Origin of the sequence: Trinickia caryophylli (genome assembly GCF_034424545.1) — a bacterium.
In the GTDB taxonomy this organism is placed as follows: domain Bacteria; phylum Pseudomonadota; class Gammaproteobacteria; order Burkholderiales; family Burkholderiaceae; genus Trinickia; species Trinickia caryophylli.
Map to the genome: position 1 here is coordinate 1,896,664 of NZ_CP139971.1, position 14,706 is coordinate 1,911,369.

General features: G+C 64.5%; 18 protein-coding genes. 16 read left to right on the forward strand and 2 right to left on the reverse strand.

Annotated features, from left to right (window positions below; genetic code table 11):
* Window positions 1-24: 24 nt before the first annotated feature.
* Window positions 25-633, reverse strand: a complete 609-nt coding sequence (locus tag U0034_RS27560; RefSeq protein ID WP_085227528.1) for a hypothetical protein — start codon at window positions 631-633, stop codon at window positions 25-27.
* 48 nt (window positions 634-681) lie between these two features.
* Window positions 682-1,101, reverse strand: coding sequence for a group II truncated hemoglobin (locus U0034_RS27565; protein ID WP_085227527.1), 420 nt, complete (start codon window positions 1,099-1,101; stop codon window positions 682-684).
* 400 nt (window positions 1,102-1,501) lie between these two features.
* On the opposite strand from U0034_RS27565, the gene nifH reads away from it, so the two are divergent.
* The 16 genes from nifH to modB all read left to right on the forward strand — a co-directional run bounded on the left by nifH (window position 1,502) and on the right by modB (window position 14,699).
* Entirely contained in the window at window positions 1,502-2,383 is an 882-nt protein-coding gene (gene nifH / locus U0034_RS27570; protein ID WP_085227693.1) for a nitrogenase iron protein, read from the forward strand.
* Window positions 2,384-2,465: 82 nt separating this feature from the next.
* Window positions 2,466-3,929: a nitrogenase molybdenum-iron protein alpha chain gene (gene nifD, locus U0034_RS27575; RefSeq protein WP_085227692.1), complete on the forward strand. Its 1,464-nt coding sequence runs from the start codon at window positions 2,466-2,468 to the stop codon at window positions 3,927-3,929.
* Window positions 3,930-4,026: 97 nt separating this feature from the next.
* A complete protein-coding gene (gene nifK, locus U0034_RS27580; protein WP_085227526.1) occupies window positions 4,027-5,586 on the forward strand; it encodes a nitrogenase molybdenum-iron protein subunit beta in 1,560 nt (519 codons plus the stop codon).
* 13 nt (window positions 5,587-5,599) lie between these two features.
* Entirely contained in the window at window positions 5,600-5,920 is a 321-nt protein-coding gene (locus U0034_RS27585; RefSeq protein ID WP_085227525.1) for a hypothetical protein, read from the forward strand.
* Between the two features lie 203 nt (window positions 5,921-6,123).
* Window positions 6,124-6,603, forward strand: a complete 480-nt coding sequence (locus tag U0034_RS27590) for a hypothetical protein (RefSeq protein ID WP_085227691.1) — start codon at window positions 6,124-6,126, stop codon at window positions 6,601-6,603.
* A gap of 19 nt (window positions 6,604-6,622) precedes the next feature.
* Window positions 6,623-6,898, forward strand: coding sequence for a hypothetical protein (locus U0034_RS27595; protein WP_085227524.1), 276 nt, complete (start codon window positions 6,623-6,625; stop codon window positions 6,896-6,898).
* Between the two features lie 167 nt (window positions 6,899-7,065).
* The gene (gene nifE, locus U0034_RS27600) at window positions 7,066-8,559 is read left to right on the forward strand and encodes a nitrogenase iron-molybdenum cofactor biosynthesis protein NifE (protein ID WP_085227523.1); all 1,494 of its coding nucleotides are present in this window, start codon (window positions 7,066-7,068) and stop codon (window positions 8,557-8,559) included.
* 18 nt (window positions 8,560-8,577) lie between these two features.
* On the forward strand, window positions 8,578-9,990 hold the full coding sequence (gene nifN / locus U0034_RS27605; RefSeq protein ID WP_085227522.1) for a nitrogenase iron-molybdenum cofactor biosynthesis protein NifN: 1,413 nt from the start codon (window positions 8,578-8,580) through the stop codon (window positions 9,988-9,990).
* The gene (gene nifX, locus U0034_RS27610; protein WP_085227521.1) at window positions 9,987-10,400 is read left to right on the forward strand and encodes a nitrogen fixation protein NifX; all 414 of its coding nucleotides are present in this window, start codon (window positions 9,987-9,989) and stop codon (window positions 10,398-10,400) included. Before nifN ends, nifX begins: the two co-directional genes overlap by 4 nt.
* Window positions 10,393-10,902: a NifX-associated nitrogen fixation protein gene (locus U0034_RS27615; RefSeq protein ID WP_085227520.1), complete on the forward strand. Its 510-nt coding sequence runs from the start codon at window positions 10,393-10,395 to the stop codon at window positions 10,900-10,902. Before nifX ends, U0034_RS27615 begins: the two co-directional genes overlap by 8 nt.
* 61 nt (window positions 10,903-10,963) lie before the next feature.
* Entirely contained in the window at window positions 10,964-11,152 is a 189-nt protein-coding gene (locus tag U0034_RS27620; RefSeq protein ID WP_085227519.1) for a CCE_0567 family metalloprotein, read from the forward strand.
* Window positions 11,153-11,215: 63 nt separating this feature from the next.
* A complete protein-coding gene (gene fdxB / locus U0034_RS27625; RefSeq protein WP_085227518.1) occupies window positions 11,216-11,521 on the forward strand; it encodes a ferredoxin III, nif-specific in 306 nt (101 codons plus the stop codon).
* A 44-nt stretch (window positions 11,522-11,565) separates the two neighbouring features.
* Window positions 11,566-12,132, forward strand: coding sequence for a nitrogen fixation protein NifQ (locus U0034_RS27630; RefSeq protein WP_085227690.1), 567 nt, complete (start codon window positions 11,566-11,568; stop codon window positions 12,130-12,132).
* 120 nt (window positions 12,133-12,252) lie between these two features.
* Window positions 12,253-12,870 carry a globin family protein gene (locus U0034_RS27635; RefSeq protein WP_176072560.1) on the forward strand — a complete coding sequence of 206 codons (618 nt, stop codon included), beginning with the start codon at window positions 12,253-12,255 and terminating at the stop codon, window positions 12,868-12,870.
* On the forward strand, window positions 12,867-13,871 hold the full coding sequence (locus U0034_RS27640) for an LLM class flavin-dependent oxidoreductase (protein ID WP_085227517.1): 1,005 nt from the start codon (window positions 12,867-12,869) through the stop codon (window positions 13,869-13,871). Before U0034_RS27635 ends, U0034_RS27640 begins: the two co-directional genes overlap by 4 nt.
* Window positions 13,872-14,015: 144 nt before the next feature.
* Window positions 14,016-14,699 (forward strand): molybdate ABC transporter permease subunit, encoded by a 684-nt coding sequence (modB, locus tag U0034_RS27645; protein ID WP_085227516.1) that lies wholly within the window; start codon window positions 14,016-14,018, stop codon window positions 14,697-14,699.
* The last annotated feature ends 7 nt before the right edge of the window (window positions 14,700-14,706 follow it).

Genomic DNA, 14,706 nt, shown 5'->3' on the forward strand with positions numbered 1-14,706 from the left:
TCCGAAGCGGGGTGGCAGACGGGATCAGACCGGCCGGTTCTCGTTCGGATTGCGCACCGGTCCCATCAATTCGAGCCCTTCCGCGTAGGTGATCGTGTCGAACGTGACGTCGAACTTGATTGCGGCGTCGGCGACCGCGTCGAGCTTGCCTGCCGTGTCCTTCTTCTTCAGCTCGTTCTTCTCGAGATAGAGCAGCTCGAGCATCTCGTTGTAGACCGTGCTCTCGAGAATCGGCAGCACATAGAACAACGCGCCCTTGTACGGCACCTGGTAGCGCTTGCTCAGGTCGATGTTGTCGCAGAACAGGAAGTACTTGCCGCCAGCCGACAGCGTATCGCTGAGCACTTCGGCAACGTCCTTCAGGTGCTCGAAGCTCAACAGCCAGCCGGCGAAGAACGGCAGATGCGACTCGCCGATCGTCGCCACGGACATCACCTGGTCGCACGACAGCTCGGGCGGGCGCGCTTCGTCGGCGAGTTTCGGCGCAAAACGCAGCGCCAGCTCGCCGCGGAATCCGACGCGCCCGAACACGTTCGTGAGCCCCTTGAAAACGGGGTTGAGCAGACGGCCTTCAGCCTCGAGCCGGGCGAACGCGGTGTCGTCGAGCGTCTTGCGGGTGAGCGTGTCGGTCATGATGGAAAAATCCTTGGTGTCGTCAAAGGTGAGGGTGGGCGCTGAAGGTCATCGCCCGGTGTTGCGCAGCCAATCGGCCAATCTGGAGAACGCCTGCATGAGCTCGTCGCGCAGTACCGGCTCGACGCCGGTTTCGTCGAGCGCCGCGCCCATGCATGCGAGCCACGCATTGCGCTCGGCCACGCCGATCGGGAACGCGGCGTGTCGCATCCGCAGGCGCGGGTGCCCGCGCTCGGCGGAATAGCGCTGCGGGCCGCCGAGCCATTCGCACAGATATTTGATGAGCACGGTCTTGACGGGCCCGAGATCCGGACCGTGCATCGCGCGAATGCCGGCAGCATCGGGCCGTGTGTCCATCTGACGATAGAACGCTTCGACGAGGCGCGTGACCGCGACCTCGCCGCCGATGCGTGCGAACGGTGGTATCTGCGGCTGTAGAGCTTCGACTGACTGGGCGGGCGTGTTCATGGTCGTTGCATTTGCAACAACTGTACCAACCGCGCTCTCGCGCGACCCAGCCGCTGGAGATCCCGGCATGTCCGACAAAGCGTGCCCCGCCCCCAACCTGTGTCGCGTGTCGTTTGCGACGAAGCACGCAGCGTTTGTCGGGAACGTGACACGGTGCCGGGTGGGGATGCTGATCCCGTGCGCCAGCCCGAAAACCCTTTGTGGCGCGGGGTTACGTGCCGCGGGTCAGCTTATCGGATCGATTGGCACGAAAGCTGCAGAAGTGCCGCCCGCGCGGACAATCTCCGGCCGATGCGTGCGGCAACAGAAGAAGACCAAAGGCAAAACGGACACGGCAGGCTGACGTATGGTCGCGGCTTCGCAACCCTGGTTTCAACCTTTTTCCTTAATGGAGAACGCAATGGCTCAACTTCGGCAAATCGCCTTTTACGGTAAAGGCGGCATCGGCAAATCGACGACGTCGCAGAACACGCTCGCGGCACTCACAGAACTCGACCAGAAGATCCTGATCGTCGGCTGCGACCCGAAGGCCGACTCCACGCGCCTGATCCTGCACTCGAAGGCGCAGGACACGATTCTGTCGCTCGCGGCGGAAGCCGGCTCGGTCGAAGACCTCGAACTCGAGGACGTGATGAAGATCGGCTACAAGGACATCCGGTGCGTCGAGTCGGGTGGCCCGGAGCCGGGCGTCGGCTGCGCGGGGCGCGGCGTTATCACCTCGATCAACTTCCTCGAAGAGAACGGCGCGTATGACGGCGTCGACTACGTTTCGTACGACGTGCTCGGCGACGTGGTTTGCGGCGGTTTCGCGATGCCGATTCGCGAAAACAAGGCGCAGGAAATCTACATCGTGATGTCGGGCGAAATGATGGCGATGTACGCGGCCAACAACATCTCGAAGGGCATTCTGAAGTACGCGAACAGCGGCGGCGTGCGTCTGGGCGGCCTCGTTTGCAACGAGCGCCAGACGGACAAGGAGCTCGAGCTCGCGGAAGCGCTCGCGGGCATGCTCGGCACCAAGCTGATCCACTTCGTGCCGCGCGACAACATCGTCCAGCACGCGGAGCTGCGCCGCATGACGGTGATCGAGTTCGCCCCGGATTCGAAACAGGCGAACGAATATCGCCAGCTCGCGACCAAGGTTCACAACAACGCGGGCAACGGCACGATCCCCACGCCGATCACGATGGACCAGCTCGAAGACCTGCTGATGGAGCACGGGATCATGAAAACCGTCGACGAGTCCGAAGTCGGCAAGACGGCCGCGGAGCTGACCGCCTGACGAGCGCCGCACGACCGCCCTGCCGGGCAATGCGCGGCCGGGCGGTCGCCGGTGACGACATTCCTCACATATGGAGCAACTCATGACCGCCACGGTTGAAGAGCGCAAGGCCGCGAACAAGGCCCTGATCGACGAAGTGCTGAAGGCCTATCCGGAGAAGATGGCCAAGCGGCGCGCCAAGCATTTGGGCACCTTCGAGGAAGGCAAGCCCGACTGTGGCGTGAAATCCAACATCAAGTCGCTGCCCGGCGTGATGACGATCCGCGGCTGCGCATATGCCGGCTCGAAGGGCGTCGTCTGGGGGCCGATCAAGGACATGATCCACATCAGCCACGGCCCGGTGGGCTGCGGCCAGTATTCGTGGGCCGCGCGTCGCAATTACTACATCGGCACCACGGGCATCGACACGTTTGTCACGATGCAGTTCACGTCCGACTTCCAGGAAAAGGACATCGTGTTCGGCGGCGACAAGAAGCTCGACAAGATCATCGACGAGATTCAGGCGCTGTTCCCTCTGAACAAGGGCATCTCGATCCAGAGCGAGTGCCCGATCGGCCTGATCGGCGACGACATCGAGGCCGTGTCGAAGAAGAAGAGCAAGGAATATGAAGGGCACACGATCGTGCCGGTGCGCTGCGAAGGCTTTCGCGGCGTGTCGCAATCGCTCGGCCACCACCTCGCGAACGATGCGATCCGCGACTGGGTGTTCGACAAGACCGATCCGAACAAGCGTCCCGATTTTGTGTCGACGCCCTATGACGTCGCGATCATCGGCGACTACAACATCGGCGGCGACGCATGGTCGAGCCGCATCCTGCTCGAAGAGATCGGCCTGCGCGTGATCGCGCAATGGTCGGGCGACGGCTCGATCGCCGAGCTGGAGAACACGCCGAAGGCGAAGCTCAACGTGCTGCACTGCTACCGGTCGATGAACTACATCAGCCGGCACATGGAAGAAAAGTACGGCATTCCCTGGGTCGAATACAACTTCTTCGGCCCGACGATGATCGAGAAGAGCCTGCGCGAAATCGCGAGCCATTTCGACGACACGATCAAGGCGAACGCCGAGAAGGTGATCGCGAAGTACCGTCCGCTGATGGACGCGGTGATCGCGAAGTTCAAGCCGCGCCTGCAGGGCAAGAAGGTGATGCTGTTCGTGGGCGGCCTGCGCCCGCGCCACGTGATCGGCGCGTACGAGGATCTCGGCATGGACGTGGTCGGCACCGGCTACGAGTTCGGTCACAACGACGACTACCAGCGCACGACGCACTACGTGAAGGACGGCACGTTGATTTATGACGACGTGACGGGCTACGAGTTCGAGAAATTCGTCGAGCAGGTGCAACCGGACCTCGTCGGTTCCGGGATCAAGGAAAAGTACGTGTTCCAGAAGATGGGCGTGCCGTTCCGCCAGATGCACAGCTGGGATTACTCGGGCCCGTACCACGGTTACGACGGCTTCGCGATCTTCGCACGCGACATGGACATGGCGATTTCGAGCCCTGTCTGGGGCCTCGCCAAGGCACCGTGGAAGAAGGTTGCCTGAGTACGACGTTCGGCATTGCGCAGCATGCCGGCGGCCAGCGGTCGATGATCGCAGTGCCGGCCGCCGGCCCACAGGTTTATCGAAACAGGAGTAAGTCATGCCACAATCCGCCGACAAGATTCTCGATCACGAGCTGCTGTTTCGCGAGCCCGAGTATCAGGAAATCTTTCGCTCCAAGAAAGAGAACTTCGAGTTCAACCATCCCGACGAGACGGTCAAGCAGATCGTCGAATGGACGAAAACCGAGGACTACAAACAGAAGAACTTCGCTCGCGATTCGCTGACGGTGAACCCCGCGAAGGCGTGCCAGCCGCTTGGCGCGGTGTACGTCGCGAACGGTTTTCACAAGACGCTTTCGTTCGTACACGGCTCGCAGGGCTGCGTCGCTTACTACCGGTCGCACTTCTCGCGTCACTTCAAGGAGCCCACGTCGTGTGTGAGCTCGTCGATGACCGAGGATGCAGCCGTGTTCGGCGGGCTGAACAACATGATCGACGGGCTCGCGAATGCGTACAACCTGTACAAGCCCGAGATGATCGCGGTGTCGACGACCTGCATGGCCGAAGTGATTGGTGACGACCTCGACGCGTTCATCAAGAACAGCAAGCAAAAGGGCAGCGTGCCGGAAGAGTACGACGTGCCGTTCGCTCATACGCCGGCATTCGTCGGCAGCCACGTCACCGGCTACGACAACGCGCTGCTCGGCATCCTGAAGCACTTCTGGGACGGCAAGGCCGGCACGACCGCACCGCTCGTGCGCGAGCCCAACGACAGCGTGAACTTCATCGGCGGCTTCGACGGCTTCGTTGTCGGCAACATGGCCGAAATCCGCCGGATCTTCGACCTGTTCGGCGTGAAGGTCAACGTCATCTGCGATCCGTCCGAAACGTGGAATACGCCGACTGACGGCGAGTTTCGGATGTACGAGGGCGGCACGACGAAGGAAGAGGTCGAAGCCGCGCTCCACGCGAAGGCGACTTTCGTGTTCCAGGGGTATTGCTGCGAGAAGACCAGCAAGTTCATCGCCGAACATGGCCAGGAAGTCGTCGTGCTGAACGCGCCGACCGGCGTCGCCGGCACGGACCACTTCCTGATGGAAATCTCGCGCGTGACCGGCAAGCCGATTCCGGCCGAGCTCGAGAAGGAGCGCGGCCAGCTCGTCGACGCGATGGCCGACAGTCAGGCCCACCTGCACGGCAAGCGCTACGCGTTGTACGGCGACCCGGACCAGATGCTCGGCTACACGCAGTTTCTGCTCGAGCTCGGCGCGGAGCCCGCACACGTGCTCGCGACCAATGGTAACGAGGATTGGGCGGCGAAGGTGCAAGCGCTGTTCGATGCCTCGCCGTATGGCGCCGGCTGCAAGGTGTACCCGAAGCGCGATCTGTGGCACATGCGCTCGCTGCTCTTCACGGAGCCGGTGGACTTCCTGATCGGCAACACGTACGGCAAGTACCTCGAGCGCGACACCAAGACACCGCTTATCCGCCTGGTATTCCCGATCTTCGATCGTCACCACTACCACCGCTATCCGACCTGGGGCTATGCCGGCGCGCTGCGGCTGCTCGTGATGCTGCTCGACGAGTTCTTCGAAACGCTCGATGCGAACACCATCGTGCCCGCGAAGACCGACTACAGCTACGACATCATCCGCTGAGAAGGAGGCCGCGATGACGGATCGGGTGCTCGTCAAGACGACCGAAGACGGCCGCAAGGTCGAGGTGATCGACGGCTGGCTCTGCCTTGCCGGCGTGCGCGAGGCGGATCATCTCGTGCCGTTGCTCGAGCACCCGAACCGTCAGGCTATCGTGCGAGCGGTGCCGGGCGCGACGCATGTCGCGGGGCGCGTGCCGCTCACGCACGAGGAAGCCGCGATCGCGCAGGGTGCGATGTCGGCCGCTCAGCGGGATTTCGACGCGAGCCCCGCCGGCATCGCGCAGCGTATTCGTCTTGCCGTCTGGGCGAAGACTGCGGCCGAAGGGATCGAGTGACACGCCGGTTCGGAGGCTTCAGGCTTCGCGGAAGATCGACTGGGCAGATTATTACGAGGGGGCATGCCGCCCTGACAGCGGGGGCGGCGATCACCGTGTGGCCGGTTTTGCCACGCGAGCTTTTGCCGCCGCCGGTTCGGGGCGGATTTTTTCGGCGCGGCGATACGTGGTTTGAGCGGGCGCGCAACGCGGGGAGCAGCTTCGTGATTTACGTGATCGAAACGCCGGAGGGCGCCCGGCCGCTTGCCTGGTTCGCCTACGATGAAGCCGACTTCATGCGCAAGGTGGCGGCATCGGACCCGCTCGCCGCGGAGGAAATCCACGACACGCTGACCGCCCGCGAGCTGCTCGAGTTCGACGGCCGCGAGCCGGATGCCGGCACGCGCGCGCAATTTCCCGCGCTGTGCGCGCTCGGTGATGCGCACGGATGGGATACCACGCTCTATCGGGCCGATTATCTGCTCGGCCGGGGCATGTGCCGGCCCGAGCCCGTCGAGCTGCGAGACGCGGCCACCGCGGCGCTCGCCGCGCGGGGCGCGTGCATCGTGTACTTCAGCGACACCGAGGCGCTCGCCGCGTTCGAGGGCGCGGATGCGCGCCTCATGGGCGACGCGAACTGGCATCGACGCCGGGCGTTGTACGAACAACTCGTCGCGCTCGAAGTGCTGGCCGACGACAACTGACGCGGGAAGGGCCGTCACGATGAAGCTGCGTATGGGCGCCTTGTGCCTGTTCGACAACCCGACCGACGAAGACGGCCGCGCGCTGATCCGTCAATTCGTGCTCGCGACGGTCGAACTGTTGAGCCGTGGCCGCCTCGCAATGGCTGCGGATGCCGTGGCGTCGGGCTCCGCGGATCGCGCCGCCGCGTCGCCCGTCGACGGCGTGGTGATCGTACCGACGAGCGCGAATTTCGATGATGCGAAGCACATTCTCGCGGACATCGTCGACGAAGTGCTGCCGCTTCTGGACGATTGAGATGTGAGGTCATCGATTGTCGCAATCCGTTCAAAGCGTCCAAAGCGCGTCTCAATGCCGACAGCGCAAGCCGTCCAGACCGTCGCTCTGCAAGACGTACAGGGGGTTCCGGTGGATGGTATGCAACTTGCAGCTGTCTCTATACCCGATCCTGTGAGGAGCCCGACATGTCCGCATCGCTGAAAGCCAAGATCGCCGAAGTGTTCGAGGAGCCGGGTTGCGACAAGAACCAGGGGAAGAGCGAAAAGGAACGCAAGAAGGGCTGCACGAAGCAGCTGTCGCCCGGCGCCGCCGCCGGCGGCTGCGCGTTCGACGGCGCCAAGATCGCGCTGCAGCCGATCGTCGACGTCGCCCACCTCGTGCACGGCCCGATCGCGTGCGAAGGCAACTCGTGGGACAACCGGCACGCGGCCTCGTCCGGATCAAAGCTCTACCGTACGGGCTTCACGACCGACATCAACGAGCTCGACGTCGTCTACGGCGGCGAGAAGCGGCTTTTCAAAAGCGTGCGCGAGATCATCGAGAAATACGACCCGCCTGCCGTGTTCGTCTATCAGACCTGCGTGACCGCGCTGATCGGCGACGACATCGAGGCCGTCTGCAAGCGCGCATCCGAAAAGTTCGGCAAGCCCGTCATCCCGGTCAATTCGCCGGGTTTCGCGGGCCCGAAGAATCTCGGCAACAAGCTCGGCGGCGAGGCGATCCTCGACTACGTGATCGGCACGCGCGAGCCCGACTATACGACGCCGTACGACATCAACATCATCGGCGAATACAACCTGTCGGGCGAGCTGTGGCAGACCAAGCCGCTCCTCGACGCGCTGGGTGTCCGAATCCTGTCGTGCATCTCCGGCGACGGCCGCTATAACGAGATCGCCGCATCGCACCGTGCGAAGGTCAACATGATGGTGTGCTCGAAGTCGATGATCAACATCGCGACGAAAATGCAGCAGCGCTATGGGATTCCGTATTTCGAAGGCTCGTTCTACGGCATCGGCGATATGAGCGACACGCTGCGGCAGATCGCGACGCTGCTGGTTCAGCAGGGCGCACCGGACGATCTGCTCGATCGCACCGAGCGCCTGATCGCGGTAGAGGAAGCGCGTGCCTGGGAACGGATCGCCCGCTACCGCGAACGCCTCGCGGGCAAGCGCGTGCTGCTGATCACGGGCGGCGTGAAGTCGTGGTCGGTGGTGGCTGCGCTCCAGGAGGCGGGGCTCGAGATCGTCGGGACGAGCATCAAGAAGAGCACCAGGGAAGACAAGGAAAAAATCAAGGAAATCATGGGCGACGACGCGCACATGATCGACGACATGACCCCGCGCGAGATGTACAGCATGCTGCGCGACGCGAAGGCGGACATCATGCTGTCGGGCGGCCGCTCGCAGTTCGTTGCGCTAAAGGCGCGGATGCCGTGGCTCGACATCAACCAGGAGCGTCACCATCCGTACGGTGGCTACGAAGGCATGGTCGAGCTCGTGCACGAGATCGACCGTGCGATCCACAACCCCGTATGGCAGCAGGTGAGGATTCCCGCGCCGTGGGGCGACGACGGCGAGACGCTCGGTGCGGCGCCGGCCTGGGCCGCCGCAGCGCCCGCACCGGTCCCGACCGATGTGCGCGCGTGGGCGATGGGTCTCGAACCTGGCGTAGTGGCCTGACCCGGCCCGGAGAGCGCGATGGCTGACGTTGTCGATTCGAAGAAGGCCTGCACGGTCAACCCACTCAAGATGAGCGCGCCGCTCGGAGCGAGCTTCGCGTTCATGGGGCTCGACGCGTGCATGCCGGTGATGCATGGCTCGCAAGGCTGCACGTCGTTCGGGCTGGTGCTGCTCGTGCGTCATTTCAAGGAAGCGATCCCGCTGCAGACGACCGCGATGAACGAGGTCACGACGATCCTCGGCGGCTACGAGAACATCGAAGCCGCACTGCTGAACATCCGCAAGCGCGCAGCGCCGAGGATCATCGCGATCTGCTCGACCGGGTTGACCGAAACCAAAGGCGACGACGTCGACGGCTATCTGACGACGGTGCGCAAGCGCAAGCGGGAGCTCGACGACACCGAGATCGTCTACGTGTCGACGCCCGACTACGTCGGCGGCTTCGAGGATGGCTACCGGCTCGCGGTCGCGGCGATCGTCCGCGCGCTCGTGAAGCCGCTGCCCGCGAACCCGCGGCAAGTCACGCTGCTGCCGGGCAGCCATCTGTCGCCTGCCGATATCGACGAACTGCGCGAGATTGTCGCGGCGTTCGGTCTCGATGCGGTGGTGCTGCCCGATCTTTCCGGCTCGCTCGATGGGCATATCGCGCCGGACTGGCGCGGCACGACGCTTGGCGGCACGACGCTCGAGCAGATCCGCTCGGCCGGCGCATCCGCGTTCACGATCGGTGTCGGCGAGCAGACCCGGACGGCGGCTGAGGCGTTGCAATCGATCGCTGGCGCGCCGTTCGAGATCTTCGAGCGGCTGACGGGCCTCGAGCCGAACGACCGCCTGCTCGTGCGGCTCGCGGAACTCAGCGGACGGCCCGTGCCGGCGCGATACCGGCGGCAGCGCAGCCAGTTGCTCGACGCGATGCTCGACGGCCATTTCTACACGGGTGGCATCCGCGTCGCGCTCGGCGCGGAGCCGGACCTGCTGCTCGCGATCGGTGGCCTGCTGCAAGAGATGGGTGCGGAGCTGACGTGCTGCGTCAGCACGACTGCGTCGCCCGCGCATGCGCTGTTGCCGGCACAGCAGGTGCTGCTCGGCGATCTCGAGGACATGGAGCGGGATGCGGCCGACTGCGATCTGCTGATTACGCATTCGCACGGTCGACAGATGGCGGAGCGCCTGAACAAGCCGCTGATGCGTATCGGTTTTCCCGTTTTCGACCGGGTCGGCAATGCGCACCGCTGTCAGGTCGGCTATCGCGGCACGATGAATCTCATCTTCGAGATCGCAAACCTGATGATCGATCACATCCCGCATCACGGCCCCGGCGACTGGCCGCTGCCGCCTCAGGCCGTCGATCTCGCGGCACGCGATCCCGCGCGCAAGCTCGACATTCCTGTCGTCGTCCAACCTCTAACCGACAAGGAGTACACAGCATGAAGATCGCGTTCGCGACCCAGGACAAGCAGTATGTCGATGCGCACTTCGGCTGGGCGAAGAGCATCGTCATCTACGAGGTGACGGGCAAGGGGCACACCTTCGTCGAGGCATTCGAGTTCGGCGGCAAGCTCGAGGAGGACGGCGACGAAGACAAGCTCGCGCCGAAGCTCGACGCGATCAAGGACTGCGCGATCCTGTACGTTGCCGCCATCGGCGGGTCGGGCGCGGCGCGCGTGGTCGCGCAGAAGATCCACCCCATCAAGGTGCCGCAGCCGGAGGCGATCGACGAGATCCTGGCGAAGCTGCAGGAGGTTCTCGACGGCACGCCGCCGCCGTGGCTGCGCAAGGCGCTCGCGAAGGATGGCGAGCGGACATACGATTTCGAAGACGACGAGGTATCTCATGGCTGACGCCATCATCGACAACACGCCTGCTACGACAGGCGAGGCCGGCGCGGCCAGCGACGAAGCATTGCTCGCGACGCCGTTCGTGCAGCAATTGATCAAGCAACTGCGCGCGCAGGACACGCATGGCACGTGGGAAAAGAAAAGTGACCTGCAACTGCTGAAGCCCTACATCCTGACGCCGGAGGAGCGGCGCGCGATTCCGATCATCGGCGACCCGGATCCCGAGACGCTGTGGCGGCTCGAGCTGTTCTACGCAGCGATCGCCGTTGCGATCGAGCGCGAGACGCGTCAGATGGTGTCGCCGATGATGAAGATGAGCCACGAGGGCTTCGGGCGGATGGTGTTGATCGCGGGGCGGCTCGTCGTCGTCAACAAGCAGTTGCGCGACGTGCACCGCTTCGGTTTCCCGTCGCTCGCGAGGCTCGCGGAGGCAGGCGGCAAGTTCTTCGACGAGGCGGTCGCGATGATTCGGACCTATCCGGCCGTCGCGCAGTATGGCGCGTGATGGGTGCTGGCGGCTGCGGGTATTTCGAATGCGACAGCTTTGCATGGAACGAGAGTAAGCGATGACGACCGATACAGACGAATTGAAGGCACGCGTGAAGAAACTCAACGCACAGGCGACACAGGCGAAGATGGATCTGCACGACCTCTCCGAGGAACTGCCGACCAACTGGGAGCAGATCTTGGTCGTCGCACAGCGTTGCTACGACCTGCATGCCGCGCTGATGGAAGCGCGCAAGGCGGCGGCTTAACGGTTTTTCATTGGCGTGTCGAATGCGGCTTTGCAGACGGCCTTGGCATGGGAGCGTGACACGATGAGCGGGACCTTCAGCGTGAAACTGCCGAGCGGTGAGACCTGGACGCCGACGTTCGTGTCCACGCTCGACGAGGAAAAGTGTATCGGCTGCGGCCGTTGTTTCCGGGTGTGCCCGCGCGGTGTGCTCGAATTGGTCGGCATCGACGAGGACGGCGACCACATCGCGCTCGACGGCGAAGACGACGATGACGAGTACGAGAAGAAAGTCATGACGATCGCGCACCAGGAGCTTTGCATCGGCTGCACCGCCTGCGCGAAGATCTGCCCGAAGAAGTGCTACACGCACGCGGCGGCAGAGGTCTGACGGGGACGGCCATGGATGCCCGAACGGCTCTGATGGATCGCCCCGTGGACGCGCGCTCGGTGCTGATGCGTTGCGCGGTTGACGCGCGGGATCCGACCGTCATTGCTTTCGCAAGCGCGTTTGCGGCGGCCTTCGAGCGCGACGGCGTGCACGCGCAGCCGATCGACGGTCTCGACGAACGCGATACGCGCCGGGTGCTGGAGCGCTGGTTCCCGGGCGCGACGGCCGTACTGGCGGTCGATGCATCGTCTGGCGCGCCGGCGCGTTGTGTGGGGCGCAACGAAGAGTTCGACGACCTGGTCGCGCTCTTCATCGAGCACGCGGACCCGCTCGCGGGCATGCCGGACGACATGCGCTGTGTCGCCCGTCTGCTCGCGAGCGGCTGCTTCGGCGAGAACCACTTGTGGCAGGACTTGGCGTTGCCGTCGCGACGCGAGCTGTCCGCGCTCATCGCACACTGGTTTCCGCGGCTTGCGGCGAAGAACACGAACGACATGAAGTGGAAGAAGTTCTTTTACAAACAGCTGTGCGAACGCGAAGGGCTGTATATCTGCAGGGCACCGAGTTGCGGCGTGTGTTCGGATTACGCGCTTTGCTTTGGCGCCGAATAGCTGAGGAGGACACGAAGCATGCATGTCCGGCATCAGACGCGGATTCCGCTTTTTTGCATGAACCGTTATGTAGTTGAATATACAACCGATTGATCCATCCGAACCAGGGACACCACACTCATGGCTCCGAATGCAGGAACTTCGCCTCGCGCACGCTGGACGCCGTGCACCCGTGCTTGCTTCCGGACGCTGCAATGGCCCGTAGCGCCTTACCCGCACGAGCGGCGCGACAGCATCGGCGCGACGGTCTGCCCGCCGCTGCCGGCCCCGCCGCACCGCCTGCTCGCGATCTGCACGGAAACCGGATTGCGCGATCTGGTCAGGCAACATATGCGGCGTTTGAAGACGACGCCGCTCTTTGCGCGCTCGGGCGACTGCTTCGATTGCATCGTCGAGCGGGTGGCGGACTTCGTCATCGAATCGTGCGGCGGCCCGCTCCATTTCAGCCAGCGTCACGCGCACCTGCAGGCGGGCGCGGGGTTGCCGCTGCTGCTCGACGAGGAGGGGCGGGAGCTTTGGCTCGTGCAACTGTGGCACGCATTCGACGACGTCGGCTTGCCGAGCGCCTTGCGCGCCGATTTCTGGGGGTGGGCGGAGCCGCTGTCCATACAGTTGCTCGCGCCGCATGCGCGCCACAGCCGCCTGACCCGCTATTCTTACGACACCGTGCGGAGCTGGTTCGCGACGCGGCCGGCGCAGCCCGATGCGCGGGCGGTCGCTGACGAGTATCCGACATGACGACTTCTTCGACTTCCCCGCTCGTTCGCCTCGGCGTCTTCCTCAACGTCGAGAACCCGCACGGCGACGAGCGCGCCGCGCTGGAGCAGACGATCCAGACTGGCGTTCTTGCCGAGACGCTCGGATTTCACGACGTCTGGGTCGCCGAGCATCACCACAGCCGCTTCGCGATCGGCGGCGCGCCGACCGTGCTGCTCGCGCAGATCGCCGCGCGCACATCGAGGATCCGGCTCGGCACGGGCGCGTCGCTGCTCGCGCTGAACGATCCGGTGCGAGTCGCGGAAGACGTCGCGACGCTCGATCTGTTGAGCGGCGGACGCATCGAATTCGGCGTGGCGCGCGGCGGCCCGTTTCCCGTTCAGTATCGGCAGGCGGGCATCCTGTCGGCCGATGCCGCGCGCGAGCGGACGTTCGAGGCGCTCGAATTCGTTCGTCGGTTGTGGCGCGAACCGTCGACGTCGTTCAACGGCCGTTTTTTCCACTACGAAGACATCGCGATCCATCCGCGTCCGCTGCAACGGCCCGTGCCCGTCTGGCTCGCGAGCCTGAGCGAGGACGCGTGGCGGCTCGTGGCCGAGCACGGCTTCGGCCTGATGGCGACGCCGGCGGTGCAGCTCGAGGCGGTCGCCGCGCAGGTGAGCGCCGAGCGCACGCGCCGCGCCGATCTGCCGTTCGCGATCATCCGGTTCTTTCATTGCGAGGATGACGATCGCCGCGCGGTCGACACGGGTGTCGCAGGGGTGCGCGAATATCCGCAGCTGATGCAGGCGCAGTTTCCGTCCGACAAGCTGCCGCCGATGTTCGCGCCCGACGCGAGCGACGCCGATATCGCCGCAAACGCTGTGTTCGGCGACCCGGCCCGCTGCGAGGCGCAGATCCGCCGGCTCGCCGCGTTGCTCGGGCCGCACCGGCTGCTGCTCAAGCCGGCCGCTCACGACCCCGAGCGCGGGCAGGCCGCACTCACGCGGCTCGCGACACATCTCGGCCTGCGCGCCGGATAGTCGTCGCTCCGGTCTCGCTCTAGTCTCGCGCCGGACGATGCGCGGCGAGGCCGGATGTCCCGGGGTTGCCCCGAATGGCCCCGAATGGCGCACATCTTGCCTGGGTCCTGATGTAGGCCATTACATAACGAGGGGTTGTCGCGAATGTCGGGTTTGTCGCATTTCATGCAACGCATCGATTGGCCGCCGCTGTTGTTGTCGCTGAAAGTCGCAGGCATGGCGACCGCGCTTGCGTCGATCGCCGGCATCGCGCTCGGTTGGCTGTTTGCGCGCCGCCGCTTTCCGGGGCGCTCGATCTTCGAGGCCGTCTGCATGCTGCCGCTCGTGCTGCCGCCAACCGTGATCGGCTACGGGATCCTGATCGTGGCGGGCCGGCGCAGCGCGCTGGGTGCCTGGATCTATGCGCATTTCGGCTACACGTTCGTGTTCAACTGGCACGGCGCCGTGCTTGCGTCCACGGTCGTCGCGCTGCCGCTCGTGCTGAAGTCCGCCAGCACCGCGTTCGCCGGCGTGGACACGTCGCTCGAGGCGGCCGCACGCACGCTGCGGCAGTCGCCGTTCTCGACGCTCGTGCGCGTCACGCTGCCGCTCGCATGGCCGGCGATTCTGGCGGGTGCGCTGCTCGCGTTCGCACGCGCGATGGGCGAGTTCGGCGCGACGCTGATGATCGCGGGCGACATTCCACGCCAGACCCAGACACTGTCGCTCGCCATTTACGACGCGATGCAGGACGGCCGCGACAGCACCGCGTTCTTTCTCGCGTGCGTGACGTCCGTGCTGTCGATCGCGGTGCTCGTGCTGTCCAAGCGATTTTTTGTCATACGTTGATTCGAGG

Bases quoted from the DNA above. Each gene is read 5' to 3' on its own strand.
- U0034_RS27560 (WP_085227528.1), bottom strand. From the start codon at position 633: ATGACCGACACGCTCACCCGCAAGACGCTCGACGACACCGCGTTCGCC.
- U0034_RS27565 (WP_085227527.1), bottom strand. From the start codon at position 1,101: ATGAACACGCCCGCCCAGTCAGTCGAAGCTCTACAGCCGCAGATACCA.
- nifH (WP_085227693.1), top strand. From the start codon at position 1,502: ATGGCTCAACTTCGGCAAATCGCCTTTTACGGTAAAGGCGGCATCGGC.
- nifD (WP_085227692.1), top strand. From the start codon at position 2,466: ATGACCGCCACGGTTGAAGAGCGCAAGGCCGCGAACAAGGCCCTGATC.
- nifK (WP_085227526.1), top strand. From the start codon at position 4,027: ATGCCACAATCCGCCGACAAGATTCTCGATCACGAGCTGCTGTTTCGC.
- U0034_RS27585 (WP_085227525.1), top strand. From the start codon at position 5,600: ATGACGGATCGGGTGCTCGTCAAGACGACCGAAGACGGCCGCAAGGTC.
- U0034_RS27595 (WP_085227524.1), top strand. From the start codon at position 6,623: ATGAAGCTGCGTATGGGCGCCTTGTGCCTGTTCGACAACCCGACCGAC.
- nifE (WP_085227523.1), top strand. From the start codon at position 7,066: ATGTCCGCATCGCTGAAAGCCAAGATCGCCGAAGTGTTCGAGGAGCCG.
- nifN (WP_085227522.1), top strand. From the start codon at position 8,578: ATGGCTGACGTTGTCGATTCGAAGAAGGCCTGCACGGTCAACCCACTC.
- nifX (WP_085227521.1), top strand. From the start codon at position 9,987: ATGAAGATCGCGTTCGCGACCCAGGACAAGCAGTATGTCGATGCGCAC.
- U0034_RS27615 (WP_085227520.1), top strand. From the start codon at position 10,393: ATGGCTGACGCCATCATCGACAACACGCCTGCTACGACAGGCGAGGCC.
- U0034_RS27620 (WP_085227519.1), top strand. From the start codon at position 10,964: ATGACGACCGATACAGACGAATTGAAGGCACGCGTGAAGAAACTCAAC.
- fdxB (WP_085227518.1), top strand. From the start codon at position 11,216: ATGAGCGGGACCTTCAGCGTGAAACTGCCGAGCGGTGAGACCTGGACG.
- U0034_RS27635 (WP_176072560.1), top strand. From the start codon at position 12,253: ATGGCTCCGAATGCAGGAACTTCGCCTCGCGCACGCTGGACGCCGTGC.
- U0034_RS27640 (WP_085227517.1), top strand. From the start codon at position 12,867: ATGACGACTTCTTCGACTTCCCCGCTCGTTCGCCTCGGCGTCTTCCTC.
- modB (WP_085227516.1), top strand. From the start codon at position 14,016: ATGTCGGGTTTGTCGCATTTCATGCAACGCATCGATTGGCCGCCGCTG.